Source organism: Duganella aceris, assembly GCF_011090165.1.
GTDB classification, from domain to species: Bacteria; Pseudomonadota; Gammaproteobacteria; order Burkholderiales; family Burkholderiaceae_D; genus Rugamonas; species Rugamonas aceris.
The window spans coordinates 318,473-344,874 of the sequence record NZ_JAADJT010000005.1 but is presented as its reverse complement, the minus strand read 5'-3'; the positions used below and the strand labels follow the sequence as shown (position 1 = coordinate 344,874).

21 protein-coding genes are annotated in these 26,402 nt (G+C 65.6%); 16 read left to right on the top strand and 5 right to left on the bottom strand.

What is annotated here, in order from left to right:
• Positions 1 to 5: 5 nt before the first annotated feature.
• The 11 genes from GW587_RS13295 to GW587_RS13245 all read left to right on the top strand — a co-directional run bounded on the left by GW587_RS13295 (position 6) and on the right by GW587_RS13245 (position 10,190).
• The gene (locus GW587_RS13295) at positions 6 to 416 is read left to right on the top strand and encodes a DUF3830 family protein (RefSeq protein WP_166103467.1); all 411 of its coding nucleotides are present in this window, start codon (positions 6 to 8) and stop codon (positions 414 to 416) included.
• Between the two features lie 5 nt (positions 417 to 421).
• Positions 422 to 1,171: a class II aldolase/adducin family protein gene (locus GW587_RS13290; RefSeq protein WP_166103465.1), complete on the top strand. Its 750-nt coding sequence runs from the start codon at positions 422 to 424 to the stop codon at positions 1,169 to 1,171.
• Between the two features lie 251 nt (positions 1,172 to 1,422).
• On the top strand, positions 1,423 to 2,784 hold the full coding sequence (locus GW587_RS13285; protein ID WP_166103463.1) for an MFS transporter: 1,362 nt from the start codon (positions 1,423 to 1,425) through the stop codon (positions 2,782 to 2,784).
• A 26-nt stretch (positions 2,785 to 2,810) separates the two neighbouring features.
• A complete protein-coding gene (locus tag GW587_RS13280) occupies positions 2,811 to 4,325 on the top strand; it encodes a 3-hydroxyacyl-CoA dehydrogenase (protein WP_166103460.1) in 1,515 nt (504 codons plus the stop codon).
• Positions 4,322 to 5,104: an enoyl-CoA hydratase-related protein gene (locus GW587_RS13275; protein WP_166103458.1), complete on the top strand. Its 783-nt coding sequence runs from the start codon at positions 4,322 to 4,324 to the stop codon at positions 5,102 to 5,104. The genes GW587_RS13280 and GW587_RS13275 overlap by 4 nt, the downstream gene beginning before the upstream one ends.
• 84 nt (positions 5,105 to 5,188) lie before the next feature.
• Positions 5,189 to 5,938: a GntR family transcriptional regulator gene (locus GW587_RS13270; RefSeq protein ID WP_166103456.1), complete on the top strand. Its 750-nt coding sequence runs from the start codon at positions 5,189 to 5,191 to the stop codon at positions 5,936 to 5,938.
• A 65-nt stretch (positions 5,939 to 6,003) separates the two neighbouring features.
• Complete coding sequence (locus GW587_RS13265) at positions 6,004 to 6,624, top strand: glutathione S-transferase family protein (RefSeq protein WP_166103454.1); 621 nt, start codon at positions 6,004 to 6,006, stop codon at positions 6,622 to 6,624.
• A gap of 52 nt (positions 6,625 to 6,676) precedes the next feature.
• A complete protein-coding gene (locus tag GW587_RS13260; protein ID WP_166103452.1) occupies positions 6,677 to 7,897 on the top strand; it encodes a CaiB/BaiF CoA transferase family protein in 1,221 nt (406 codons plus the stop codon).
• A gap of 15 nt (positions 7,898 to 7,912) precedes the next feature.
• A complete protein-coding gene (locus GW587_RS13255) occupies positions 7,913 to 8,518 on the top strand; it encodes a carboxymuconolactone decarboxylase family protein (RefSeq protein ID WP_166103451.1) in 606 nt (201 codons plus the stop codon).
• The gene (locus tag GW587_RS13250; protein WP_166103449.1) at positions 8,515 to 9,411 is read left to right on the top strand and encodes an amidohydrolase family protein; all 897 of its coding nucleotides are present in this window, start codon (positions 8,515 to 8,517) and stop codon (positions 9,409 to 9,411) included. The genes GW587_RS13255 and GW587_RS13250 overlap by 4 nt, the downstream gene beginning before the upstream one ends.
• A 2-nt stretch (positions 9,412 to 9,413) precedes the next feature.
• A complete protein-coding gene (locus GW587_RS13245) occupies positions 9,414 to 10,190 on the top strand; it encodes an enoyl-CoA hydratase/isomerase family protein (RefSeq protein WP_207393472.1) in 777 nt (258 codons plus the stop codon).
• A 4-nt stretch (positions 10,191 to 10,194) separates the two neighbouring features.
• Here GW587_RS13245 and GW587_RS13240 read toward each other — a convergent pair whose 3' ends face one another.
• The 3 genes from GW587_RS13240 to GW587_RS13230 are packed head-to-tail and all read right to left on the bottom strand — an operon-like array spanning position 10,195 to position 13,086.
• Positions 10,195 to 10,962: an alpha/beta fold hydrolase gene (locus tag GW587_RS13240; protein WP_166103445.1), complete on the bottom strand. Its 768-nt coding sequence runs from the start codon at positions 10,960 to 10,962 to the stop codon at positions 10,195 to 10,197.
• The gene (locus tag GW587_RS13235; protein WP_166103443.1) at positions 10,955 to 12,022 is read right to left on the bottom strand and encodes a mandelate racemase/muconate lactonizing enzyme family protein; all 1,068 of its coding nucleotides are present in this window, start codon (positions 12,020 to 12,022) and stop codon (positions 10,955 to 10,957) included. The genes GW587_RS13240 and GW587_RS13235 overlap by 8 nt, the downstream gene beginning before the upstream one ends.
• Entirely contained in the window at positions 12,022 to 13,086 is a 1,065-nt protein-coding gene (locus GW587_RS13230) for a porin (RefSeq protein WP_229259430.1), read from the bottom strand. The genes GW587_RS13235 and GW587_RS13230 overlap by 1 nt, the downstream gene beginning before the upstream one ends.
• A 480-nt stretch (positions 13,087 to 13,566) precedes the next feature.
• Here GW587_RS13230 and GW587_RS13225 point away from each other — a divergent pair, with 480 nt between their 5' ends.
• Both GW587_RS13225 and GW587_RS13220 read left to right on the top strand, forming a co-directional pair.
• On the top strand, positions 13,567 to 16,359 hold the full coding sequence (locus GW587_RS13225) for a 2-oxoglutarate dehydrogenase E1 component (RefSeq protein WP_166103442.1): 2,793 nt from the start codon (positions 13,567 to 13,569) through the stop codon (positions 16,357 to 16,359).
• 30 nt (positions 16,360 to 16,389) lie between these two features.
• Positions 16,390 to 16,782, top strand: a complete 393-nt coding sequence (locus tag GW587_RS13220) for a hypothetical protein (RefSeq protein ID WP_166103439.1) — start codon at positions 16,390 to 16,392, stop codon at positions 16,780 to 16,782.
• 30 nt (positions 16,783 to 16,812) lie between these two features.
• Here GW587_RS13220 and GW587_RS13215 read toward each other — a convergent pair whose 3' ends face one another.
• A complete protein-coding gene (locus tag GW587_RS13215) occupies positions 16,813 to 19,749 on the bottom strand; it encodes a glycoside hydrolase family 2 protein (protein ID WP_207393471.1) in 2,937 nt (978 codons plus the stop codon).
• Between the two features lie 192 nt (positions 19,750 to 19,941).
• Here GW587_RS13215 and GW587_RS13210 point away from each other — a divergent pair, with 192 nt between their 5' ends.
• Entirely contained in the window at positions 19,942 to 20,646 is a 705-nt protein-coding gene (locus tag GW587_RS13210) for a GntR family transcriptional regulator (protein ID WP_166103437.1), read from the top strand.
• A 10-nt stretch (positions 20,647 to 20,656) separates the two neighbouring features.
• On the opposite strand, the gene GW587_RS13205 is transcribed toward GW587_RS13210, so the two are convergent.
• Entirely contained in the window at positions 20,657 to 22,072 is a 1,416-nt protein-coding gene (locus GW587_RS13205; RefSeq protein ID WP_166103435.1) for a sialate O-acetylesterase, read from the bottom strand.
• A gap of 184 nt (positions 22,073 to 22,256) precedes the next feature.
• Between GW587_RS13205 and GW587_RS13200 the strand changes: the two genes are divergently transcribed.
• Entirely contained in the window at positions 22,257 to 24,518 is a 2,262-nt protein-coding gene (locus GW587_RS13200; protein WP_229259429.1) for a TonB-dependent receptor, read from the top strand.
• Between the two features lie 14 nt (positions 24,519 to 24,532).
• Positions 24,533 to 26,398, top strand: coding sequence for a glycoside hydrolase family 2 protein (locus GW587_RS13195; protein ID WP_166103432.1), 1,866 nt, complete (start codon positions 24,533 to 24,535; stop codon positions 26,396 to 26,398).
• The last annotated feature ends 4 nt before the right edge of the window (positions 26,399 to 26,402 follow it).

Sequence of the window (26,402 nt, the reverse complement as noted above, 5' to 3'; positions counted from 1 at the left end):
GGCTCATGCCACGTATTCGCATCACCGCAGCAACGCTGTCCTTCATCGCAGAAACTCATCCGGAAGCGCCGGCGACCGTCGCCGCGTTTCTACAACTGCTGCCGTACCAGCAAAAGCTCATTCACGTCAAATGGAGCGGTGAAGGTGTATGGGTGCCGCTGGGCGACTTCCAGCTGGGCGTGGGATTCGAAAACCACACCCGCCATCCATCGGCCGGCGACCTGCTGTTTTACCCCGGCGGCCACAGCGAAACCGAAATCATCCTGGCCTACGGCGGCTGCAGCTTCGCCAGCAAGATGGGGCCGCTCGCTGGCAACCATTTCCTGACCATCGTCGAAGGCCGCGAACAATTGAAGGAGCTCGGGCGCAAGGTGTTGTGGGAAGGTGCCCAAGACGTACGATTTGAACTGGAGTGAAAGACATGGAAACCTTGGCGGCGGGCATCGAGTGGCAACTGCGGGTCGACCTGGCGGCGGCTTGCCGGCTGGTGGCCTTACATGGCTGGGACGACCTGATCTTCACCCACCTTTCGGTGCGCATACCCGGCCCGGAACATCATTTCCTGATCAATCCGTACGACTTGATGTTCGAGGAAATGACCGCCTCCGCGCTGGTCAGGATCGACATGCATGGCAATGCCGTCGGCGCTACCGCCGCCATGGTCAATCCCGCAGGTTTCACCATTCATTCCGCCTTGCACATGGCGCGTGAGGACGCGCATGCGGTGATCCATCTGCACACCCGTTGCGGCCAGGCCGTATCGGCGATGCGCGACGGTTTGCTGCCGCTGACGCAGACCGCGATGATCGCCGCGCATGATCTCGCCTATCACGCCTATGAAGGCATCGCCACCAACCATGACGAACGCGCCAGGCTGGCGGCCGATCTTGCCGATCGCCACAGTATGCTGTTGCGCAATCACGGCACGCTGAGCGTTGGCGCCAGCATTGGCGCCGCGTTTCTGCGCATCTACCTGCTTGAGCGCGCGTGCGAGGCCCAGGTGGCGGCGTTAAGCGCGGGGCGCGAACATTTGCTGGATCCGGCGCCCGGCATCGCCGAGCTGGTGCGGGACCAAAGTCCCGCGCCCGCGATGGAGGCCCTGGCGGCGCGGCTGGCATGGCCGGCTCTGCGGCGCAAACTGGATCGCCACAACCCCGGCTACGCCGTTTGAATCTCGCGGCGGATATCGAGGAAAAGCGCTAAGCCACCATCGCTTCGACACGCAATGACCACGCCCCTGCGCGGCAAGCGAGACCACCAGGCGCGCAAGCGTATATCCCGGCAGTTGGCGTAGTGCCAAAAAAACCTGCCGCTTCGTCTAATGCTGAACATCACTTGCTTAGCCCATAAAGCTGACCTATAATCCTTTTAGCCCTAAGGGAAGAACCCTAAAACAATAAAAACCAACCAACTGGAGACGAAATGTCGATTGCCGAATTTGCCGCGCGTACCAAGCCGGACACCAACCACCAAGACGCCGGCGCCCGCGACCAGGCTGCGGACACCGCCTACCGCAAGGTACTGTGGCGGCTGATGCCGTTCCTGATGCTGTGCTACATCGTGTCGTTCATCGACCGCTCCAACATCGGCTTCGCCAAACTGCATTTCATCGCCGACCTCAAACTCAACGACGCCATCTACGGCGTCGGCGCCGGCATCTTCTATGTCGGCTACATCCTGTTCGAAGTCCCGAGTAACATCATGCTGCACAAGAACGGCGTACGCCAGACCCTGCTGCGCATCATGATCCTGTGGGGCATCTTCTCGACCGGCATGGCGTTCATGCAGAGCGCCAACCACTTCTACATCATGCGCTTCCTGCTCGGCGCCGCCGAAGCCGGCATGTTCCCCGGCATGCTGTTGTACCTCACCTACTGGGTGCCGCTGAACCGCCGCGCGCGCTTCAACGCCCTGTTCACCGCCTCGATTCCGCTGGCCGGCATGCTGGGCGGCCCGCTGTCGGGCTGGATCATGCACGCATTCGATGGCATGGCGGGCCTGAAAGGCTGGCAATGGCTGTTCCTGATCGAAGGCTCGCCAGCCTGCCTGCTCGGCGTGTTCGCCTGGTTCTACCTGCAAGACGGCCCGGCCAGCGCCAAATGGCTGACGCAGTCCGAGAAAGACATCATCGCCCAGGATCTGGCGGCCTCCGGCGCCGTCAAACGTGAAAAGGGCGAACATTCCTTCCTCGACGCGCTGCGCGATCCGAAACTGTACTGGCTGTGCGGCATGGGCATCGCGGTGCTGGTCAGCACCGGCGGCATCTTCTTCTGGCTGCCGACGGTGATCCGCAAGTCCGGCATCGACAACGTGATGACGATCGGCCTGCTGTCGGTGGTGCCGTTCGTGATCGCGCTGGTGGTCCAGTACCTGAACGCCCGCCACTCCGACCGCACTGGCGAACGCCGCTGGCACGTGGCCATTCCCGCCATTATCGCCGCCATCGGCTGGGGCAGCATGCCATCGGTGCAGGCCAGCACGCCGCTGTCGCTGCTGATGCTGACCCTGGCCACGGCCGGCACGCTCGGCCTGACCGGCCCGTTCTGGACGCTGCCGTCCTCCTTCCTGACCGGCAAGGCGGCCGCCGGCGGTATCGCCCTGCTCAGCTCCGCCGCCGGCCTCGGCAGCGTGTTCAGCCCGATGCTGGTCGGCTGGCTGTCGTCCACCACCGGCAGTCTGGCGATCGGCCAATACTACTTCGCCGCCTTGATGCTGTTCGGCGCGGTCACCCTGCTCATCGGCGTCAAGCCGGAAGCGCTGGTCAAGCCGAAACCGGCCCAGTAATTTATATCATTTATACGGAATCCTTCATGAGTGCTTTGACAGCGCAAGATCTGATCGGCGTCATCGGCGCCGGCGCGATGGGCAGCGGCATCGTCCAGGTGGCGCTCAACGCCGGGCACCGCGTGGTGCTGTACGACGCGGCACCGGCCGCCGTCGAACGCGGCATCGCCTCCATCGACACCGCCTACCGCCGCTTGCTGGAAAAGGGCAAGATCGACGCCGCCACCCACGGCGACCGCATGGCTCGTCTGAGCGCCGGAGCGCAATTGGCCGACCTGGCCGGCGCCAGGCTGGTGATCGAGGCGATCGTCGAAAACATCGACATCAAGGCGAGCGTGCTGGCCGAAGTCGAAGCGCTGTTGCCGGCCGACGCCATTATCGCCACCAACACCTCTTCGTTGTCGGTGACGGCGATCGCGGCCCGCCTGAAGCGCCCGGCACAGGTGGCCGGCCTGCACTTCTTCAATCCGGCCCCGGTGCTGCCGCTGGTCGAAATCATCTCCGGCAAGGCCACCGCGCCCGCCGTGGCCGACACACTGTTCGCCACCGCGCTGGCCTGGAAGAAAGTGCCGGTGCGCTGCGCCTCCACGCCGGGCTTCATCGTCAACCGCGTGGCCCGGCCGTTCTACGGCGAAGCCCTGCGCCTGCTGGGCGACCGCGCCGCCGACGTCGCCACCCTCGACGCCATCCTGCGCGACTGCGGCGGCTTCCGCATGGGCGCCTTCGAATTGATGGACTTGATCGGCCACGACGTCAACTACGCCGTGACCAAATCCGTCTACGACGCCATGTACCAGGACCCGCGCTACAAGCCGTCGCTGCTGCAAAAGGAGCTGGTCGACGCCGGATGGCTGGGCAAGAAAAGCGGCAACGGGTTCTATAGCTATGCGCCGGATGCCGCCAGGCCGGCGCCGACACTGGCGCAACCTGCGCCTGCGCCCACGGGTATCTTGGTCACCGGCACACTGGGCGTCACCGCCCCGCTGCTGACGCTGGCCCAGGAAGCCGGACTGGCCGTGCGCCACGACGCCGCTCCCGGCCCCGCGCTGTGGACCGTGGACGGCGTGACGCTGGCCCTGACCGACGGCCGCCCCGCCACCCAACGTGGGCTGGACGCCGTGTTCGACCTGGCCGGCGATTACGCCAAGGCCGCCACCATCGCCATCGCGCTGGCGGACCAGACGCCGGACGGCGCACTGGCCGCTGTCGCCGGATTCTTCCAGGCGCTCGGCAAGCAGGTCATCGTCATCGACGACGTGCCGGGGATGGTGGTGATGCGCACCGTCGCCATGCTCGCCAATGAAGCGGCCGACGTGGTCCAGCAAGGCATCGCCAGCGCCCGCGACTGCGATCTGGCGATGGTCAACGGCGTCAATTATCCACGCGGACCGCTGGCCTGGGCCGACGCGATCGGACCTGCGGTGGTGCACACCGTGCTGCTCAACCTCGCCGCCGGTTACGGTGAGGACCGCTATCGCAGCGCGCCGCTGCTGGCGCGCCGCGCGCTGACCGGACAACCCTTCCACGGAGCAGCGGCATGACCCAGGAAACCATAACACCGGTATCGTGGCAAACCGCCGACGGCGTCGCCGTGATCACGATCGACCGCCCGCGCCGGCGCAACGCGCTGAACCTCGAAGTCAAGCATCTGTTGACGCAGGCCGTGCTGGCGCTCGACGCCGATCCGGCGGTCCGCGTCATCGTCCTGACCGGCGCCGGCGGTTATTTCGTCGCCGGCACCGACATCGACGAGATGGCCGCAATGACGCCGACCAGCCACACGCTGGACGCCACCGACCAGGTGTTCACCACCCTGCGCGGCTGCCGCAAGCCACTGATAGCGGCGGTCGAAGGCTACGCGCTGGGCGGCGGCTGCGAACTGGCGCTGGCGTGCGACATGATCGTCGCCGCCGAAGGCGCCCGCTTCGGCCAGCCGGAAATCAAGGTCGGCATCATGCCGGGCGCGGGCGGCACCCAACGTCTGCTGCGAACCATCGGCAAATACCAGGCGCTGCGCATGATGCTGACCGGTGAACCGATCACCGCGCGCGACGCCTTCGCCTGCGGCCTGGTCTCGGAACTGTGCGCCGACGGCGCGGCGCTGACCCAGGCCATGGCGCTGGCGCGCAGCATCGTCGCCATGCCGCCGCTGGCGGTGCAGGCCATCCTCGACGTGGTGCAGATGGGCCAGGACGCGCCGCTGGACACCGCCCTGCTGCTGGAGCGCAAAGCGTTTCAATTGCTGTTCGATTCGGACGACCAGAAAGAAGGCATGCGCGCCTTCCTGGAAAAGCGCCCGGCCGAATTCAAAGGACGCTGAACCAGATAAAAGTCAAAAAACCAGTTCATCAACTTAATGGGTGATAATAGCAACATTGATGTTTCCCCCAATTGAGAGGATGTGATGAAAGCAGCTCAGGTCACGACCGCAGCAATCGATTTCAGTCGCAGCGCGGCGTCGCGTTATGTGCAGTTGGCCAGCCTGTTCCGGCGCCGGGTCGAATCCGGACAATGGCAGGTCGGCGAACAAATCCCGACGGTAGACGAACTGGCCGCCGAATGCCAGGTGGCCCGCGCCACGGTACGCCAGGCGCTTGACTTGCTGGAAGACGAGAAGCTGATCGCGCGCTATCGCGCCAAGGGCACTTTCGTCATCGGCAAGCCGCAGGAGCAGTTCTGGTGCGAGGTCGCGTCGGACTGGTCGGGCCAACTGATCGCGCCCGACGGCGTGACGATCGAGATCTTGACCAAGCAGGAACGGCTGGCGCCCAATCCGCCCGATCCGATGGTGGGCACGATGGCGCCGTTCTACCAGCACTGGCGGCGACGCCACTGGCGCAACGGCAAGCCGTATTACCTGGGCGACGTCTACATCGACGAGCGCCTGTGCGCAAGGATCGCGCCGGAATCGTTCGAGACCAAGACCTCGATGCGTATCCTGCGCGAGTTGCCGGGGCTGGAAATCGCCGAGGCGCACCAGACGCTGACGCTCGGTTCGGCCGATCCGGATCTGGCGGAGCTGCTGCAACTGCCGCTGAACGCGCCGGTGGCGCATGTGGCCCGGACCGCCGTGGACCGCGATGGCTGCCTGGTGTTTGTCGGACAAGGAATTTACCGGGGCGACGTGGTGCGCCTCGACATTAAACTGAAGTGACGGGAAGGGACACGCAGTGACCTCCCTGCCGTTACTTTTCATCGAATAACTGAGAAGGAAATGGCATGAAACTTCACTGGTCCCCCCGCTCGCCGTTCGTGCGCAAGGTCATGATCGTCCTGCACGAAACCGGCCTTGACGCCAGCGTCACCCGCATCCGTTCGGTGGCCGCGATGGCCACGCCCAACCCCGGCCTGATGGTCGACAATCCGATCAGCCAGATCCCCGCCCTGGTGCTGGACGACGGCACGCCGCTGTACGACTCGCCGGTCATCTGCGAATACCTCGACACGCTGCACAGCGGCGCCAAATTCTTCCCCGCCGCCGGCCCCGCGCGCTGGCTGGCGCTGCGTCGCCAGGCGCTGGCCGACGGCATGACCGCCATCCTGCTGCTGTGGCGTCAGGAACGCATGAAAACCGAGGCCCAGCAATTGCCCGAGTGGCTGGCCGCGTTCGCGGTCAAGATCAACGCCGGCATGGCCAGCCTGGAGCTGGAGGCCGAAGCGCTGGCGCGCGACGGTTTCGACATCGGCCACGTGAGCGTCGGCTGCCTGCTGTCCTACCTGGACTACCGTTTCGCCGATCTTGACTGGCGCGCCGGCTATCCGCAACTGGCGGCGTGGCATGCGAGCTTCGCCGCGCGCGCTTCCGCCGTCGCCACCATGCCGGACGACGCCCAAGCCTGACCGGCCGCCCGCGCCTTCAACTCATCCTCTTTACCGCATTCAGGAGTACATCATGGCTGGTCCGCTTTCCCATATCAAGGTGCTCGATCTGTCGCGCATCCTCGCCGGCCCGTGGTCGGGCCAGGTGCTGGCCGATCTCGGCGCCGATGTCGTCAAGGTCGAACGTCCCAAGGTCGGCGACGACACCCGTAGCTGGGGTCCACCGTTTCTGAAAGACGCCGAAGGCGTCGACACCCGCGAATCCGGCTACTACCTTTCCGCCAACCGTGGCAAGCGCTCGGTGACGGTCGACCTGAACACCGCCGAAGGCCAGGAAATCGTGCGCGCGCTCGCGCTGCAATCCGACATCCTGCTGGAAAACTACAAGGTCGGCACGCTGGCCAAGTTCGGACTCGACTACGCCTCGCTGAAGGCGATCAACCCGGGCCTAATCTACTGCTCGGTGACCGGTTTCGGCCAGGACGGCCCGAAGGCCGAAAACGCCGCCTACGACTTCATGATCCAGGCCATGGGCGGTTTGATGAGCGTGACCGGCGAGATGGACGACCTGCCAGGCGGCGGGCCGCAGAAAGTCGGCGTGCCCATCGTCGACCTGATGACCGGCATGTACACCTCGGTGGCTGTACTGGCCGCGCTGGCGCGCCGCGCCGAGACCGGCCTGGGCGATTATATCGACATAGGCATGCTCGACGTGATGGTCGGCTCGATCGCCAACCAGGGCATGAACTATCTGGTCTCCGGCAAGACGCCCAAGCGCAACGGCAACAAGCACCCCAACATCCAGCCGCAGGACGTCTTCGCCTGCGCCGACGGCTACATCGTGCTGGTGGTCGGCAACGACGGCCAGTTCGCCAAGTTCTGCGACGTAGCCGGCAAACCCGAATGGCCGCTCGACGAGCGCTTCGCCACCAACGGCGCGCGGGTGCGCAATCGCGGCGTGCTGCTGCCGATGATGGAGGCGCTGTTCCTGGAAAAGCCGATGGCCGCGTGGGCCACCGAACTGGATGCGGCCGGCGTGCCATGCAGCCCGATCAACACCATCCCGCAGGTGTTCGAGGACGAACAGGTCAAGCACCGCAAGATGCTGATCGAACTGCCCCACCCGACCGCCGGCAAGGTGCCGCAGATCCGCAGCCCGATGCGCTTCAGCGAAGCGGAACTTGAATTCAACAGCGCGCCGCCGCTTCTGGGCCAGCACACCAGCGAAGTGCTGGCGGAAATCGGCTTCGACGCCGACCGCATCGCCCAGCTGGCGCGCGACGGCATCATTTAAAAGAGACTAAACAATATGGCACGTATTTCCTTTCCAACGCCGGACACCATGAACGCCGAACAGCGCGCGGTGTACGACGACATCGTCAGCGGCCCGCGCGCGCGCCTGGTCGGGCCGCTGCGCGCGGCGCTGCACAATCCTAAGCTGGCCGACCGCTGGCAGAAAATGGGCGCCCTGCTGCGCTTCGGCACCAGCATCGCGCCACGCCACAGCGAACTGGCGATCCTGGTGACTGCGCGACGCTGGAACAGCCAGCTCGAATGGTATATCCACGCCGAAGCGGCGCAGAAGGCCGGCCTGCCGCAGAACATCATCGACGCCATGCTGGTGGCCGAAGCGCCGGTGTTTGCGGACGCCGGCGACGCCGCCGTCTACGAATACGCGCGCCAGCTGCTGCAACAGGGCGTGGTCGACGAACCGGCCTACCAGCGCGTGCTGGGCCTCTTCGGCGAAGCCGGCACGGTGGAGCTGACCGCGATCGTCGGCTACTACTCGATGGTCGCCATGACACTCAACGCACACCACATTCCATTGCCGGACGAAGGCGCGGTCGCGCCGCTGCATCCGGTCGCCGGCAACTCCGCGACGGTGCTGACATTGCTTCCGCAGGCGGCGGCATGAGCGCGCCCATGGAAACCGTCGCGCCGCGCATGCCCGGCGCGCCCGCTCACACTCTGCCGCCGGGCGCCTGCGACAGCCACGCCCACGTGTTCGGACCCTACGACCGCTTCCCGCTGGCGCACGCGTCGAGCTACGCGCCGCCGCTGGCGCCCGCCGCGCTGCACCGCGAAATGCTCGACACCATCGGCGCCGCGCGCGGCGTGCTGGTGCAGCCGGCGCCGTATGGCACCGACGCCTCGGCCCTGCTGGACGCCATCGCCCAAAGCGAAGGCCGCCTGCGCGGCATCGCGGTAGCCGATGAGCAAACCTCCGAAGCGCAATTGCAGGCGCTGTACGACGGCGGCGTGCGCGGCCTGCGCTTCGTCGAAGTGCGCGCGCCGAACGGCACGCCTTACGCCGGCAGCGTCGGTGTCCACCAGCTGCTGCAGATGGCGCCGGCGATGCGTCGGATCGGCCTGCACGCGCAATTGTGGGCGCCGATCGAGGCCTACGCCGATCTGCTGCCGCAGGTGCGCGCCGCCGGCGTGGAGGTGGTACTGGATCACATGGCCTGCATCAAGACCGAGCGCGGCGTGGCCGACCAAGCCTTCCAGGCGGTGCTGGAGGAGCTGAAGCAAGGCGGCGTCTGGGTCAAGCTGACGCTGTGCCGGGTCTCGACCCAGGCGCCGGGCTACCCCGACGCGCGGCCGTTCTTCGATGCGCTGCTGGCGGCCGCGCCGGAGCGCCTGCTGTGGGGTTCGGACTGGCCGTACGTCCGCATGGGCGACCAGTCGCCCGACGTGGGCGCACTGCTCGACCAGCTGGTCGAATGGGTGCCGGACGCCGCCACCCGCCAGCTGATCCTGGTCGCCAATCCCGCCGCATTGTACGGCTTCCCCGCCATGAAGGAATGAACATGACCGACTACACCCAATTGCAGTTCCGCCTCGAAGGCCACGTCGCCGTGCTGACGCTCGACAGCCCGCCGGTGAACGCGCTGACCCGCATCCTCAACGACGAACTGACCCACGCCCTCGACGTGATCTCGGAGACGGCGGATATCCGCGCCGTGGTGCTGACCGGCGCCGGCAAGGTGTTCTGCGCCGGCGCCGACCTGAAAGGCCGCGCCGAGAACATCAAGCATCCAGGCGACATGATGGCCCATGCGCGCCGCACGCGCGAATGCTTCCATGCGATCCGCGAATGCGCCAAGCCGGTGATCGCCGCCATCAACGGCGCCGCGCTCGGCTCCGGCCTGGCGATGGTGGCCTCGTCCGACATCCTGATCGCGTCCGAACGGGCGTCGCTCGGCCTGCCCGAAGTGGACGTCGGCCTGCTGGGCGGTTGCAGCCATGCGATGCGCCTGTTCAGCCACTCGCGCCTGCGCCGCATGGCGTTGACCGGCTACCGGGTCGGCGGCGAGGAACTGTACCGGCTCGGCATCGTCGAAGCCTGCACCGCGCACGACGACCTGATGCCGCAGGCGTTGGCGCTGGCCGCGACGATCGCCGCCAAGAGCCCGGTGTCGACCCGCATGAGCAAGCATACGCTCAACGTCATCGAAGATATGAGCCTGCGCGACGGCTACCGCTACGAGCAGGATATGACGGCGGCCATCGGACTGACCGAGGACGCGCGCGAAGCGCAGTTGGCGTTCAAGGAAAAGCGCACCCCGGTGTTCCAGGGTCGTTGAGTTCTTACCGCGGCAAGCCGGCGATCCATCCGATGATGGCGTCGGCCACCGCCGCCGGCTGCTCCGGAAACAGCGCATGACTCGCGTTGGGCACCAGCACCACGCTGGCCTTGCATCCCAACGCATCCGTGACTTCGCTGCGGCTGGCGGGCGGACGCCAGGGATCCTGAGCCGCTTGCAAATCCAATACCGGCGCATTCGCCGTCGCCGACCAGATTGAACGGGGCGGCACTTGCGCCGCGCTGCGGTAGGCGCCGGCCAAAGCTGGATACCAACCATCGAGCCAGGCGTGAGGATCTCTGCCGGGCGCGAAGAACGCCAGCCGCAGCGCGGCCAGGCGCACGATCTCCGGCATGGCGGCGTCCGCAGCGCAATCCAGCGCCGCCGGCAAGGCGGGATCGATCACCGCGCTCGCGGCGGCGGCCATGACCACGCCTCTCACCAATTCTGGATAGTTGCGGTCCGTTACGCGCGCCACGTAATGGCCGTAGGCATGGCCCACCACAACCGCGCGGCCACCGCCGAGAGTGCGCACGGTCGCCGCGACGTCGGCCGCCAGCGCGTGCAGCGTCAAGCCATCGAGACTGCCGCTGCTGGCGCCGATGCCACGCGGCTGCGGACGCAGCACCCGGTGCCCGGCCGCCGCGATGCGCGCAGCCACCACATCGAAATCATCGCTGCCACGTTGCGACGACGGCAGCAGCACCACCGCATCGCCCTCGCCTTCGACGATGACATCGATGCATCCGTCCACCATCACGCGTTCAGGCATAGCTCACGCCGCATCCCGCGCCGTCCGGCAGCGTGATGGCGCCATCGATGACGGGCAAGGCGGTGAACGGGTCGTCTTGCAGATGCAGGTGTTCGGACAGCTCGCAATCATAAGGCAGGTGCTTGATACATGCCGCCGCGTGCAGGGCGGTCGCCTGCAGCAGCGCCGGGCCGAACGTGGCGCCGACGCGGCAGGCTACGTGACCGCTCTCGCAGATCGCGACGGCGGCGGCGAAATTGCGCAAGCCGCCCAGTTTCGCGACTTTCAGATTGATGACATCGACCACGCGCTCGCTCACCAGGCGCAGCACATCGGCCACGGTCAGCGCGCTCTCGTCGGCTTCGATCGCCACCGGCAGCGTCGCCGTCAGCATTTTCAGCCCGGCCCAGTCGGCGGCCGGCACCGGCTGTTCGATCAGCGCGATGTCATGCCGCTCCATGCGCGCAAAGGCGGCGATCATCTGCTTGGCGCGATAGGACTGGTTGGGGTCCAGCGTCAGCCGCACTTCCGGCCCGACGGCGGCGCGCACTTCCGCCACGCGCTGCACGTCCTGCGCCGCATCGCCGGAGAGTTTGAGTTTCAGCTGACGGTAGCCCTGACCGGCCAGCGCGGCCGCGTGCGTCGCCATTTCTACCGGGGTCTTGATCGGCACGATGCGTGCCTGACGGACGCCTGTGTGCAACGCCCCGCCCAGCAGCACATGCAATGGGACGCCCAACTGGCGCGCCAGCAGATCGTGCAAGGCCATGTCGATAGCCGCCTTGGCGGAACTGGCGAAGCCGAGACGCGCATCGACCTCCCGCATGATCTGGCCGAGGTCGGCGGCGGATTGTCCGACCAGCGCCGGCAGCAGGAACGCCAGCGCGGCCTGCACGCCGGCGCCGACATCGGTAATGGCAGGGATCGCGTGAGCGTAGCCAAGACCGATCCGGCCGTCGTCATCTTCGAGCCGCACCACCCAGCCGTCGAGACGGGGCACGGTGGCGCGCGCGAATTTCCAGCTTGGGTCGCTGAGCGCCTGCCCGCAAGGCAGCACGGTGGCGGAAACGATATGCGTCATCAGAACAGGTGGCGCATGCCGAGGTTGAAGGCGCGGTTGCCCGAGCCGATATCGATCGCGGAATTCACCGTGTAACCGGCGCCGCTGTGGTTGTCGATATGGCCGTAAGCCACATACAGGTCGGTGCGCTTGGACAGATTGTACGAGTAGCCCACCGCCAGCAAGGTGGCGTCTTGATTGGGCTTGCTGCGATCGTCCTTGTGGACGGCCGACAGGATCACACGGCCCAAACCTACCGGCACGGTGGCGCCGATCAGTACGTCGTTGCTGGCGGTGCTGAGCACCGGCGCGACCTTGTAGCCGTAAGCGTTGGCGCTCGGCAGCTGCGCGCTGTTCAAGCCACGGTTGATGCCGTAAGCGAAGAACATCTTGACCGCTTCAAAGTCATAGTTCATCGCCATCAGGATGTTGCGCGCCGAGCCGCCGTTCTTGATGACGGCGGTGTCGTTGCTGCGCCAGGCATAGCCGAGACGTGCATTGAGCTTGCCCTCCGAGTAGCCAAGCGCGGCGCCGGCCGCGCTGCCCGCGCTGACTTCTCCGGCCACCTCGCCGGCGCCGTACAGCGCTTCGGCGAACACGCCATGCGACTTGGGCGTAACGTATTTGACCGAGTTGTTCACCCGGGCGCCCGAGTTGGCGAAGACCGCCGAGAACACTCCGGCCAGACCGGCCGCGAACGGATCGGCGACGCCGGCCATGATCAGGTAGTTCGGCGTGTACTGACGGCCCAGCGTGAGCGTACCGAGACGCTTGCTGGATAGCCCGACATAACCCTGGCGTCCGAACAGCAGTCCGCCCTGCCCCAGCGCGCCGGTATCGGCCTGGAAGCCGGATTCGAGCAGAAATATCGCGCTGTTGCCATCGCCAAGATCTTCGTAGCCCTTGAAGATGATGCGCGAGCCGTTTTCGACGCCGCTGGTGATTTTGTTGACCGAACCGGCCGCGCCGCCAGACTCATGGACCAAGCCCAAGTCGACCATGCCGGACATGGTCACGCCCGACTGGGCCGAGGCGAAGTTGGACATCGAAGCCATCGCGCCAAGCGCAAATACGAATTTTTTCAAGCTGTCTCCTTGTAAAGGTCATTATGCTGACCTATTGATTTTATGAGACTTTAGGCTGCTTGAAAGGGACTGTCAAGCGCAATATTTTTCGATGTGTTCTTTGCGCGCGCGAAGCCAAACGCCCCTTTCTCGCCGCCGGCGTGGAAGAAGACTCCGTTGTGAAACCGGTGCTGAAATATGTTACCGACCACATCACCGACCCGTTGAGCATCGACGATATCGCGGACGGCATCGGCATCAGCCGGCGATCTTCCGTTGAAGGCGCTTCCGCAGCGCCGACACACCGCTCGACCAAGCCGCATATCACGCCCCGCCCCAGGTGGTCGCACCCTCATGTCCCGAAATCGACCGTAATGGCCCCGAAACGATGCTGTTAGGAATTCTCTTTGCGCCGCTTCGCACAGATACTGAATTCATCGAGGCCCGGATTCATCCACAACATCCTGGGCTTCCAACGTACCGCCAAAAGGAAGGCTCATCATGATGCTGCAAACCCAAAAAACCTCGTTCCTCTTCGGGGACAATGTCCCTTACATCGAGGACCTCTACGAATCCTATCTTGCCGATGCCGGTTCGGTGTCCGACGAATGGCGCAGCTACTTCGGCGCGCTGCAAACGGCGCCGGCGGTCGACGGCAGCGACAAGGCCGATGTCGCCCACAATGTCGTGATCGACAAGTTCGCGGCGATGGCGCGACGTGCGCGGCCTTGCTTCGAGGGCGCCGCGATGGCGCTGGCGCGCAAGCAGGTCGCGGTGCAATCGCTGATCGCCGCCTACCGCGTGGTCGGCACCCGCCAGGCCGACCTCGATCCGCTGCGCTGGAGTCCCGGCCACCCGCTGGCGGAATTGACGCCGGCCTTCTACGGCCTGGACGAAACCGACATGAATGCCTCGTTCAGCACCGCCGACACCTACTTTTCCGACGCCGAGACGCTGCCGCTGAAAGAAACGGTGGCCGCGCTGCGGCAGACCTACTGCGGCACGCTGGGCGCGGAGTTCATGTATCTGGCCGACGCCGCGCAGCGCCAGTGGTGGCAGATGCGCCTTGAGTCGGCCAGGTCCAGGCCCAACCTGTCGGCCGAACACCGCCGCCGCATCCTGCAACGCCTGACCGCCGCCGAGGGCCTGGAAAAATATCTGCACACCCGCTACACCGGACAGAAACGCTTCTCGCTCGAAGGCGGCGAATCGTTGATCGTGCTGCTGGATGAACTGATCCAGTACGGCGCGGCCAATGGCCTTAAGAGCGTGATACTCGGCATGGCACATCGCGGCCGCCTGAACGTATTGGTGAATACAGTGGGCAAGCCGGCGCGTGCGCTGTTCGACGAGTTCGAGGGCAAGACCGCGCACCTGCTGCCGGCCGGCGACGTCAAATACCACAAGGGCTACAGCGGCAAGGCCGTCACGCCGGACGGCGAAGTCGACGTGGTACTCGCCTTCAACGCCTCGCACCTGGAAATCGTCAACCCGATGGTGCAAGGGATCGCCCGCGCCCACGCCGAGCTGCTGGGCGAGCACGGACAGCGCGCGGTACTGCCGGTCGAGATCCACGGCGACGTCGCGATCTCGGGCCAAGGCATCGTCATGGAAACCATGAACCTCAGCTACACCAAAGGCCACGGCACCGGCGGCACGGTGCACATCGTGGTCAACAACCAGATCGGCTTCACCACCTCCGATCCGAGCGAAACCCGCTCCACCTTCTACTGCACCGACATCGCCAAGATGATCGAGGCACCGGTACTGCACGTGAACGCGGACGATCCCGAGGCGGTGGTGATGGCGGTGCAGTTGGCGCTCGAATACCGCACCACCTTCGGGCGCAGCGTGGTCATCGACCTGGTCTGCTTCCGCCGCCACGGCCACCAGGAGCAGGACACACCGGGCATCACCCAGCCGCTGATGTACCGCTCGATCGCCGGCCATCCGGGTGCGCGCAGCATCTACGCGCAAAAGCTGGTGGCCGAACGATTGCTCACCGCCGAACAGGTGGCCGAATACGAGAGCGCCTATCGCGAGCATCTGGCGCGGCAGGCCGATGCCGAAGACGCGCCACACGTGGCAGCGCCGGCGGCGACTTCCCGTGCCGCCTACGTCGCGCCTCAGCTGGAAGACATCCGCCACCTGGCGCAAGCGCTCACGGTGGTCCCGGAGGCCTACACGCTGCACCCGTTGGTCGGCAAGGTGATCTCCGCGCGCCGCGAGATGGCCGCCGGCGCCAAGCCGCTGGACTGGGGCATGGGCGAACACCTCGCCTTCGCCAGCCTGTTGGCGCAGGGAGTGACCGTGCGCCTGAGTGGGCAGGATTGCGAGCGCGGCACCTTCAGTCATCGCCATGCGGTGCTGAACAACCAGAACCGGGCAGTCCGCCACGAAGGCAAGTACACGCCGCTGAACCATGTCGCGCCGAAGCAAGGCGTGTTCACCGTGAATAACTCCATCCTCTCGGAGGCGGCGGTGCTCGGCTTCGAGTACGGCTATTCCAGCGTGCGCGAGGACGCGCTGGTGATCTGGGAAGCGCAATTCGGCGACTTCGCCAACGGCGCCCAGGTGGTGATCGACAATTTCATTTCCGCCGCCGCCGCGAAATGGGGCCAACAAAACGGACTGACGATGTTCCTGCCGCATGGCCAGGAAGGCGCGGGCCCCGAGCACGCCTCCGCGCGATTGGAGCGCTATCTGCAACTGTGCGCGCAAGAGAATATCCAGGTGTGTCAGCCGACCACCCCGGCGCAACTGTTCCACATGCTGCGTCGCCAGGCATCGCCGCTGGACCGCAAGCCATTGGTGGTGATGACGCCCAAGTCGCTGCTGCGTCACGCGGAGGCCGTGAGCAGCCTGGAAGAACTGGCAAGCGGCGGCTTCAAGGAAGTGCTGCCCGATGCCGGCGCCGCAGCGCAAGACGCGGCGATCGAGAAGGTCATCGTCTGCTCGGGCAAGGTCTACTTCGACCTGGTCGAGCAGCGCCGCGCGAACAAGGCCGACAGCGTCGCGATCGTGCGGCTGGAACAACTGTACCCCTTCCCCGCCGCCGCGCTGGCGCAGGAGTTGGTGCGCTATGTCAACCTGCGCAAGGTGGTCTGGTGTCAGGAAGAGCCGCGCAACCAGGGCGCATGGAAGGTCATCGAAGAAGACCTGCGCACCGTGCTGCCACCCGCCGCCACGCTGCATGACGCCTGCCGCGAGGCCAGCGCCTCCACCGCGCCTGGTTACGCGTCGCTGCACCTGGAGCAGCAAGCGCGCCTGGTCGACAACGCGTTCGGCGCGTAGAACCCACATCCCTTTTTAGACGAGAACATCATGTCCATTTTAAAAGCAAACAACATCAACCACCTGGTCGGCGATTTCATGACACTGTACGAACAATGGGAAGACGTCCCGTCGCGCTTCGCGTGGGAGTCGCTACAAGCCTTGGCGCAGGAAGGCGCCCAAGCCTACAACGAGGGATATGGACCGTCGTTCCATATCCTGACCTTCGACGGCTACCCGCATGGCGAATTCCACGAGCGCTTCCTCGGCTATCTGCTGGACGCCGGTTTCGATCCCTTCAAGATGGTGCAGGACGCATCCGGCACAAAGCTGATTGCGGTCTTTGGACACACAGGCCTGGCGGAAGCCGCGCTGGATAATCCGTATTCGGCGCGGATGCAAGCGGCCCTGGAGCGCATCGCACCGGAGGAACTGGCCTTATGACGCCCTAAATCGCGGCAATTAGAATTGCCCTCACGGCGCGCGGTAGAACTCAATTTCAACGATGGACAGCACGCCCTTCGGCGTCCGGTTGGCGCCGGTATCGGTGATCGCCTGGTTGGCCACCTCGGTCAGCTTGATGGCGTTGCCCTCGTCCGCGGCGCCGTTCAGGGTCACCTTCACGCTGCTGCCGCGCCGGGGCTTGAGCGGCAGCGTGACATAGCCCAGGCTCTTCGGCGTCATGCCGTTGTAGACCTCGACCCCGTCCACCGCCACGCTGATCGGATAGCTGCGCTCGCGCCAGCCGGACAGCTTGAGGACGATTTCCTTCAGCGTCGCCGCCTCGGCCAACTCGTAGGTGATGGACGGCGCGCCCTCGCCCGGCCGGCTGGCCCAGGCGGTCGTCTCGTCATCGTCGTAGGACTTGCCCGCATCGGCGGCGTTGCTGGCCGCTTGCGCCGACTTCACCGGCACCGCCACCCGCGACACCGTGAACGACGGCGTCGCCGGCGTCGGCCCGCGCTCCAGATTCAGCGGCAAACCGTCCGACGGCAGCTGCGCGGCCAGCCCACCGTGCACCGCCACCGGCCGCGATTCCAGCGTCAGCGCGGCCGGCGCCAGACCGGCGGCGCTGGCGCGCAGCGTGATCGTGCCGGCCTGCGTGGTGCCGCGCAGCAGCACGCGATTCACGCCGCCCTCCACCGGCAGCTCGCGCGCCAGCACGAAGTTGTCCGGTCCCTGCGCGATACCGCCCCGCCATTCGGCCGGCCCCTGCACATCGAACTTCACGCTGTCCAGCGCCAACGGATTGCGGCGCCCTTGCACGTCCACCACCTCCACCTGCACCAGCGCCACGTCGGCGCCATCCGCTTGCAGGCCTTTCGGCGACACCGTCGACGTCAGCCGCAACGCGACCGGCGCTCCGGCCGTCTCCAGCACGGCTTCGGACACTTTCCGGCCGGCGGCGTCATAGCCGACCGCCTTCAACTCGCCCGGCTGCCACGCGACCTGATCAAGGCTGAACAGGAAGCGCTCGCTCTGGCGGCACTCGCCCAGCGGCTTGCCGTTCAGGTACAGCTCGACGCGCTCGGCGCTGGACACCACCGTCACCGTCTTCACGGTGCCCGGCGCATAGTTCCAGTGGCCGAGGATATGGCTGCGCTGCCGTTCGACATCGACCCAGCCGTCCCACATCACCTGATGCGCGTAGAAGCCGTCCTTCGGTATGCGCATGGCGTCCACTTCACCGCTGCGGCGATAATTCTCGGCGCCGCGATGGTGCGTATTACTGTCGGAGAAGATGATGTTCACGCCGCCGCTGGAAACGCGCGTGCCGGTGCCAGGCCTTTCGCGCCAGTAGTCGTACCAGCGCTTCACGTCCTCGATCGCGTGGCTGTCCTGATTGCGGTTGTAGGTGCTGGCATCCTGCCCCTTGTGCTGCGGGCCGTCGCCATCCCGATGGAACGGCGGCGTCAGATCGTCCCAGAACTTGCGCGCGCCCTCGTCGCGCGAATACTCCATCGCCCACATCGGGATGCGCGCGCTCTTATTGATATATAACATTTCGCCGCCATACTCGGCCACCGCCTGCAACGGCGCGCTGAGCATTTCCCGGCTGCCCGAGGCGCGGCCGCCGTAGGGATCGAAGCGGTCGCGCAAGTCCTTCATCTGCGCCATGTGGGCCTGGCTCACGCCCCGGTTGCCGCTCTCGTAGAATATGATGCTGGGGTTGTTGCGGTTGTAGATGATGGCGTCGCGCATCACCTCCAGCCGCTGCTCCCAGCGCCGCCCGCTGACATCGGCCTCCGAGTCGCCGGCCGGCATCGCCTGCATCAGGCCCAGGCGATCCAGCGATTCCACGTCCTGCTTCCACGGCGTGATGTGCATCCAGCGGATCAGGTTGGCGTTGCTGGCCAGCGCCAGGCCGTTGCTGTAGTCGCTGAGCCAGGCCGGCACCGACATGCCCAGCGCCGGCCATTCGTTGGAGGTGCGCTGCGCGTAGCCCTTCATCTGCAGCACCCTGTCGTTCAACCGGACCATGCCGTGGCTGAATTCGGTCTTGCGGAAGCCGGTGCGCGTGACGACACGGTCGACCGCCTTGCCGTCGACTTTGAGCGTGGTCTCGACGTCGTACAGATAGCCGTAGCCCCAGCTCCAGAACTTCAGCTTGCCGACCTTGGCGCTGGCCTTGGCCACGATGGTGGCGCCGGCGGCGACGCGCTGCGCCGGCGCTGCGAATCGCGCCACCTGCTTGCCGTCCGCGTCGCGCAACAGCACTTCATAGGTGAAGGTGGCGGCCGTCGCGCGCTCGTTGCGCACTTGCGATTCGGCGCTGATGGTGGCGCGCTGGCCGGTGATGTCGAATTCGCCGGCGTGAACATAGACGCCGGTCGTGCCCAGCGTCGAGTACAGCGGCAAGGTCTGGTACAGCTTGTCGGTCACGTGCAGGCGCACGTTCTTCGGCAGCCCGCCGTAGTTGGCGTTGAAGTTCTTGTCCGACCATTGGTAACGCTGGTCGGTGGCCGCTTCGCGATAGTCCCAGCGATTGTCGGTCCTGACCGCCACCACATTGTCGCCCGCGACCAGCGCGTCGCCCAGGTCGAAGCCGAAGGCGGTGATGCCGTTCTCGTGCAGCCCGAGGCGCTTGCCGTTGACGTACACCTCCGCCGCCTGGCGCGCACCCTCGAACTCGATGAAGACTTTCCGTCCACGCGCCGACGCCGGCAGCGTGAAGTGCTTGCGATACCAGGCGATGCCGGTGCGATGTTCGGTGATGTCCTTGGCGAACGCGTCGTCCTCGTTCCAAGCGCGCGGCAGCGTCACCGCCTGCCAGCCGCTGTCGTCGAAGCGGACCTGGGCGGCATCGGCAGGATCGGCCACCGCCAGGCGCCAGCCCGGATTGAAGTTGTAGACCTCGCGCGCGGATCCCGGGATGGCAACGATGGCCAGCGCCAGCGCGGCCAGGGCCAATGAAAGTTTTATCTTTAATCGCAAAAGTGATCCCCGGTTGGCTGGCGAAGCGCTAATATATTAGGTACGTACAGGATCGGCTACCCTGTAGGCCCATTCAATCATCACGTTGACTCGAGTCGTCAGCGGCCGGCGGTTGGCGCCAAGATCCCTTATGCTAATATACCAGCAGCCTCAGACAACTCCCGCACCATGAGCGAAACCACACTTCCCGGCAGCTTCCACCTCGACCGATCCCACAGCGTATCGTTGCAAGTCTATGAGCACCTGCGCGAATTGATCGTCACCTTGAGCCTGCCGCCGGGCGCCACTTTGTCGCGCGCCGAGCTGGCGGGCCACTTCAATGTCTCGGTCACGCCGGTGCGCGACGCGCTGTCCCGCCTGGACGAGGAGCGCCTGGTGGAGGTATTTCCGCAGCACGTGACGCGGGTGCGCGCGGTCGACCTGGAGTCGGCGCGCGAAGCGCACTTCCTGCGGCTGTCGGTGGAACTGGAGGTGGTGCATCTGTTGGCGCAGGAGCCGAACCCGGCGCTGGCGTCGCTGTTGCTGGGGCTGATCGCGCGCCAGCAGGAATATCTGAAGCGGGACGATCTGGCCAACTTCAGCGCCATCGACCTGGAACTGCACAAGACCATGTACCAGGCGGCCGGCATTCCCAATCTGTGGCAGCGCATCCGCTCCGGCAGCGGCAACCTGGACCGCTTGCGCCGCCTGCACCTGCCGGTCAACGGCAAGGCGCAATCGATCCTGCAGCAGCACACCGAAATCGCCTACGCCATCGCGCGCGGCGATCCGGTTCAGGCGCAGGCGTGGGTGCGCAAACACTTGTCGGGCACCTTGTCGGAACTGGACGCCCTGCGCAGCCGCTATCCCGACTTTCTGCTGCCGATTCAGTGATCGGCGCCGGCTAGCGCGACAGTGCGTTGGAAGGAATCGGCTTTTCCGACCTGAACGGCACCGCAGGCAGGCCGGCGCGATTCACCAGGTTGGGCTGCGCCGCCTCATGCCAGGCGAAGCGCACCGACACCGGCCTGTCAACCGCGCCGCTGCGGACGACGATGCCGGCGCCGTCGATGGTGGCCAGCGCCGGCTGAAACCGTCCATCGTCGCCGGCGATCTCGAACCAGTCGAGCGGCTTGCCGTCGCGCGACGCCAGCCCGTCCGCGTGATCGAATTTCAGCACCGCCTTGTCGCCGACAATCTCGATCGACCGATACGTCGGCCCGAACGGTTCGATGCCGCCCTGGCCATAGCTTTTCGCCAGCGCCAGATTGGCCAGCCGCAGTCCCACCGACCGCTTGTCGCGCGGGTGGATGTCGCGCAGGTCGTCGACCAGGTCGGTGGTGACGATCATGGCGGTGTTCGGGATCCGCAGCGCCTGCGCCTGCGCTTCCCACAGCATGGGCTCCGACTCGGCCCCGTGCAGCAGATGCGCGGGCCGCACCACCGAATACAAATGCGGCGCCACCTGCACGTAATAAAACGGGAAATCGGCCCGCCATTGCCGGCGCCAGCCCTCCACCAGCGCCGCCATCCGGGGCGTGTAGGCGGCGCCGTCGTCGTTGTCGATAATATTCGATTCGCCCTGATACCACAGCACGCCCTTGATGGCGAACGGCGCCAGGCCGGCGATCATGCCGTTGTATAGCACCGAATCGCCGGCCGGCGCCGCTGCTTCCTTACCGGTCGCCGGCGGCGTCCACAATTCGATCCGCGTGCCGCCCACGCTGGCGTCGATCAGGCCGACCGGCTGCTTCAACGCTTGCTGCACCCGCCGTCCGAAGTAATAGGCGGCGGCGGAGAAGCGTGACTCCACGATGGTCGCCGGCGAGCACCGCACCCAGCTTCCCTTGACATCGCCGGCCGGCTGCTTCTGCGCATTGCGCGCCACTTTGAATAGCCGTAGCTCGGGATGGTCGGCGGCAGCGATTTCCGCCTCGGCGCCGAAAGTCGGCAGTTGCCCCTTCTGTTCGCCCAAGGGCTTCTGCATATTCGACTGGCCCGACGCCAGCCACACCTGCCCCAGCAGCACGTCGGTGACGATCAGCTCGTTGCTGGCCCCGCGCACGCGCATCACGGTGGCGGCGGGCGCGGCATCGGCAAGATTGAATTCAACGCGCCAGTTGCCGTCCGGCGCGGCGCGGGTGCTTTGACTGTAGCCCGCCACTGTCACCGTCACCTGTTCCTGGGGCGCCGCCCAACCCCACACCGGGACGCGTTCCGCGCGCTGCAACACCATATGGTCGGAGAGGATGGCGGGCAGCCGGACCTCCGCCTTCAGGGAAAACGGGCACAGCAACAGGATGAGCAGGAGACGTTTCATATTGATATATTAGCGTTGCAGCCGCCCCCCTCGCGCATCAACTTGATGATTGTTTCGCCGGCCTCACCAATTCCTGAGAGTCCTCCGCAGCCTCGTAGTAATCACGAGATTGATTATAGGAACTCCAATACGCCACTAAAATATCAGTCGCTCATCACCTATAAATAAAACCTCTGGAGACCACATGACCACGATCGTTTACGCCACTGCGCTGGTAGCCGCAGCCGCAGTCGCCTTGCCCGCCGCCGCGCAACAAACCAGCGCCCCCAACGCGGAGGAAGGATTACAGAGCGTGGTCGTCACCGCGCAGAAGCGCGCCCAATCGATGCAGGACGTCCCTGTCGCCGTCAGCACGGTCGACGCGCGCGCGATCGAGAACCAGCAGATCGTCGACTTCAGCGACCTGACCCGCGTGTCGCCCGCGCTGACGATCAACCAGAATCCGAACAACAACAATATCTCGCTACGCGGCGTCGGCACCTTCGCCTACAGCCCGGGGATCGAATCGGCGGTGTCGGTCATCGTCGATGACGTGCCGGTGATCCAGCAACTGCAAGCGTTCTCCAACCTCAGCGACGTCGAACGGGTGGAGGTGCTGCGCGGACCGCAGGGCACGTTGTTCGGCAAGAACTCGTCGGCGGGCCTGATCAACATCGTCACCAAGTCCTCGGCCGAAGCGCTGGAAGGCCACGCCCAGCTCACCCTGACCAGCGACCATGAGCGCCGCGTCGAAGCCGGCTTGTCCGGTCCGCTGAGCGAACAGCTCGGCTACCGCATCAACGCCTACGCCGGCCAGCGGGACGGCGAAATCAGGAATCTGGCCAACGGCACCGACCTCAACGGTGACACCAACAAGGGCGTCCGGCTGCGCCTCGACTTCAACCCGTCCACCACCCTGCGCGGCAGGCTGATCGCCGACTACAGCAAGCGCAACATCGAAGGTCCGGTCACCACGCTGCTGGCGGTGCCGGCCGGCGCCAGCCAACAGAACAAGGCGCCGCTGGCGCCGGCGCTGGCCGGCATCCAGCCGGGCCCGGACAACCGCAACGTGCGCATGGACGACCCGGGGTTCTCCAACACCGAAAACAGCAGCCTGAGCGGCACGCTGAACTGGAAGCTCGAAGACCATACCCTGACCTCGGTCAGCACCTACCAGAAGTGGAACTACCGCTTCCTGACCGACTACGACGGCAGCACCGTCGACCTGCTGGCCGCGCTCACCAGCGGCGCGCGCCACGGCGGCGTGACCCAAGGCGGGCCAAGCAACGCCCACATGTTGACCCAGGAGCTGCGCCTCACGTCCAACGGCGAAGGCGTGTTCAACTACCTGGGCGGCCTGTACTACTCGAATTCCAAGATCGAACGGTCCTTTATCCGTGGCCCCGTGCTGTCGGTCGCCAACTGGAAAGCGCTGGCCGGCAACGAGAGCATGGCCGCGTTCGCGCAAGCGGACTACAAGCTGACCAGCGCCACCCGCATCAACGCCGGATTGCGCCTGAACCGCGAGACCATCGACGTCGATTACACCAACAGCGTTCCGGCCACGCCGGTCAACTACGTGGGCACCCACCGCGACGACGCCGCGACCGGCAAGCTGGCGTTGCAACACGACCTGGCGAAGGCGGTGATGATCTATGCCTCCTACGCCACCGGCTACAAGGGCGCCGGCTACGACATCTCCACCGGCTTCGACGCTTCGCGTGTCCGCCTGCCGGTGGCGCCGGAAACCTCCAAGGCCTATGAGCTGGGCGTGAAAAGCCGCTTCCTGCAGAATCGCCTGCAAGTCAACGCCACCGTCTTCGATACCGACTACGACGATTTCCAGGCCCAGTCCAGCCGGCTCGACCCGGTCACCAACCTGACGCAAAACGCCCTGACCAACGTCGGCAAGTTGCGCACGCGAGGCGTGGAACTCGAAGTGACGGGAAAACCGATCAATACCCTGCTGCTGGAAAGCTCGGTCGGCTACGTCGACGCGGTCATCAAGGACTACCCGCGCGCGAACTGCTATCCTGGCCAGACCGTGGCGCAAGGCTGCGTCGTCATCGGCAACGCGTCGGTGCAGGACCTGGCCGGCAAGCACCTGGCCAACGCCCCGCGCTGGAAACTCAACCTGGGCGGCACCTACAACTTCCCGCTCGGCGAGAGCGGCTACAGCGGCGTCGCCAACCTGAACTACCAGTACCAGTCGGCGGTGAACTTCGACCTGCTGAACAATCCGCTGCTGGAGCAAAAAGGCTACGGCATCGTGAACGGCAGCATCGCACTCAACGACCCCTCGCATTCGTTCAAGGTGACGCTGTACGTGAACAACCTGTTCGACAAGACCTACGCCTCCTTCATCGGCGACAACTACAACTTCTACAGCGGCTCGCACGTCCTGACGCAAACGCTGGCGCGCAACTCGCAGCGCTACGTCGGCCTGCGCGTGAAGTACGAGTTCTAACCGGCGGGCCGACGATGAAAAAGATCTTCTACGCGATCTTCACGCTGCTGCTTCTCGCGCTCGACTCCGCGCCCGCGTGGGCGGACGACCTGCGCCCGCCCTTGCTGCTGACCGGCTCTCTCCAGCGGGACAACCAGGAGTTGTCGGGCGCCTGGACCTATTCCAAGGATCTGTACCGCACCGGGCTCACCGACATCAACGGCTGGGTGGCCAAATCCCGCATGCAGCGTTACCGCGACGTCAACGTCGCGCAGGAAGAGGCCAAGGGCGGCGCCGGCTTTTTCGAGTTCGACATGGACCGTGGCCCCGTCATGACCATACCCGGCGCCTGGAACGCGGCGCAACCCGAACTGCGCTACTACGACGGCCTGATGTGGTTCCAGCGTAAGTTCACGCCGCGCGAGCTGAAAGGCGGACGGGCCTTCCTGCGCTTCGAGGCTGTCAACTACCGCGCCTACATCTACCTGAACGGCAAGGAAGTCGGACGGCACGAAGGCGGCTTCACGCCGTTCGTGGTCGAGGTCAGCGGCGCCCTGCGCGACGGCGAGAATCGCCTGACGGTCGGCGTCGATTCGCTGCACGACGCGCAGACCATCCCGACCCAGATCACCGATTGGGACCTGTACGGCGGCATCACCCGCCCGGTGCGTCTGATCTACACCCCGGCCACCTTCATCGACGACGCCACGCTGCACCTGGAGCGCGACGGCCGCATCGCCGGCGCGCTCCAGTTGAACGGCCCCAACGCCGGCGGGCAAACGGTGACGGTCAAGATCGGCAACCTCGCCAGCGCCAGTGTGACCACCGACGCGCAGGGACGCGCCGCGATCTCGCTGCCGGCGCCGCGCGGACTGCAACGCTGGTCGCCCGACAGCCCGACCTTGTACGACGTGCAGTTCGCGGCGAACGGCGACGTGCTGCGCGACCGCATCGGCTTCCGCACCATCGCCGTACGCGGCAGCCAGATCCTGCTCAATGACAAACCGATCTTCCTGCGCGGCGTCTCGATGCATGAGGAAGAGTTCGGCCCCAACCCGGCGCGCAACATGACCGAGCAGGCGGCGCGGGCATTGCTCACCGAGATCAAGCACAATCTGCATGGTAATTACGTGCGCCTGTCGCACTACCCGCATTCGGAAACCACGCTGCGGCTCGCCGACGAGATGGGCTTGCTGGTGTGGAGCGAAATCCCGGTCTACTGGACAGTCGACTGGGACAATCCCGCCGTGCTGCGCAAGGCGTTGTCGATGCAGGCCGAGACCGTGTACCGCGACCGCAACCGCGCCTCGGTGATTCTGTGGAGCGTGGGGAACGAGACGCCGGTGTCGGCGCCGCGCACGCGCTTCCACGCGGCCATGGCGGCCAACGTCCGCGCGCTGGATCCGACCCGCCTGATCAGCGCGGCGCTGCTGGTGGAGCGGCACAAGACCGGCAACGAAGACGTCACCACCATCCAGGATCCGCTGCTGGACCAGCTCGACGTCTTGGCGGTGAACACCTACGCCGGATGGTACGGCGACGACGCGCTGGCCGACCTGCCCGGCATGAAGTGGGACCTGCCCAAAGACCGCCCGCTGATCCTGTCCGAATTCGGCGCGGATGCGCTGGCCGGCTATCGCGATGCGGGCATGAAGAAATTCACCGAGGAATACCAGGCCGAGTACTACCGCAACACGCTGGCGATGGCCGCCAGGATCCCCACGCTGGCCGGCATGTCGCCGTGGGTACTGAAGGACTTCCGCTCGCCCCGGCGCGAACACCCGCTGTTGCAGAACGGTTGGAACCGCAAGGGCCTGTTGTCCGAGACCGGCGTCCGCAAGCAGGCGTTCGGGGTGCTGGCCGACTTCTACCTGCACATGGGCGGCAAGACCGGCCAGTAGAGCG

Coding starts and splice junctions, on each gene's coding strand:
- GW587_RS13295 (WP_166103467.1), top strand. CDS start 6: ATGCCACGTATTCGCATCACCGCAGCAACGCTGTCCTTCATCGCAGAA.
- GW587_RS13290 (WP_166103465.1), top strand. CDS start 422: ATGGAAACCTTGGCGGCGGGCATCGAGTGGCAACTGCGGGTCGACCTG.
- GW587_RS13285 (WP_166103463.1), top strand. CDS start 1,423: ATGTCGATTGCCGAATTTGCCGCGCGTACCAAGCCGGACACCAACCAC.
- GW587_RS13280 (WP_166103460.1), top strand. CDS start 2,811: ATGAGTGCTTTGACAGCGCAAGATCTGATCGGCGTCATCGGCGCCGGC.
- GW587_RS13275 (WP_166103458.1), top strand. CDS start 4,322: ATGACCCAGGAAACCATAACACCGGTATCGTGGCAAACCGCCGACGGC.
- GW587_RS13270 (WP_166103456.1), top strand. CDS start 5,189: ATGAAAGCAGCTCAGGTCACGACCGCAGCAATCGATTTCAGTCGCAGC.
- GW587_RS13265 (WP_166103454.1), top strand. CDS start 6,004: ATGAAACTTCACTGGTCCCCCCGCTCGCCGTTCGTGCGCAAGGTCATG.
- GW587_RS13260 (WP_166103452.1), top strand. CDS start 6,677: ATGGCTGGTCCGCTTTCCCATATCAAGGTGCTCGATCTGTCGCGCATC.
- GW587_RS13255 (WP_166103451.1), top strand. CDS start 7,913: ATGGCACGTATTTCCTTTCCAACGCCGGACACCATGAACGCCGAACAG.
- GW587_RS13250 (WP_166103449.1), top strand. CDS start 8,515: ATGAGCGCGCCCATGGAAACCGTCGCGCCGCGCATGCCCGGCGCGCCC.
- GW587_RS13245 (WP_207393472.1), top strand. CDS start 9,414: ATGACCGACTACACCCAATTGCAGTTCCGCCTCGAAGGCCACGTCGCC.
- GW587_RS13240 (WP_166103445.1), bottom strand. CDS start 10,962: ATGCCTGAACGCGTGATGGTGGACGGATGCATCGATGTCATCGTCGAA.
- GW587_RS13235 (WP_166103443.1), bottom strand. CDS start 12,022: ATGACGCATATCGTTTCCGCCACCGTGCTGCCTTGCGGGCAGGCGCTC.
- GW587_RS13225 (WP_166103442.1), top strand. CDS start 13,567: ATGATGCTGCAAACCCAAAAAACCTCGTTCCTCTTCGGGGACAATGTC.
- GW587_RS13220 (WP_166103439.1), top strand. CDS start 16,390: ATGTCCATTTTAAAAGCAAACAACATCAACCACCTGGTCGGCGATTTC.
- GW587_RS13210 (WP_166103437.1), top strand. CDS start 19,942: ATGAGCGAAACCACACTTCCCGGCAGCTTCCACCTCGACCGATCCCAC.
- GW587_RS13205 (WP_166103435.1), bottom strand. CDS start 22,072: ATGAAACGTCTCCTGCTCATCCTGTTGCTGTGCCCGTTTTCCCTGAAG.
- GW587_RS13200 (WP_229259429.1), top strand. CDS start 22,257: ATGACCACGATCGTTTACGCCACTGCGCTGGTAGCCGCAGCCGCAGTC.
- GW587_RS13195 (WP_166103432.1), top strand. CDS start 24,533: ATGAAAAAGATCTTCTACGCGATCTTCACGCTGCTGCTTCTCGCGCTC.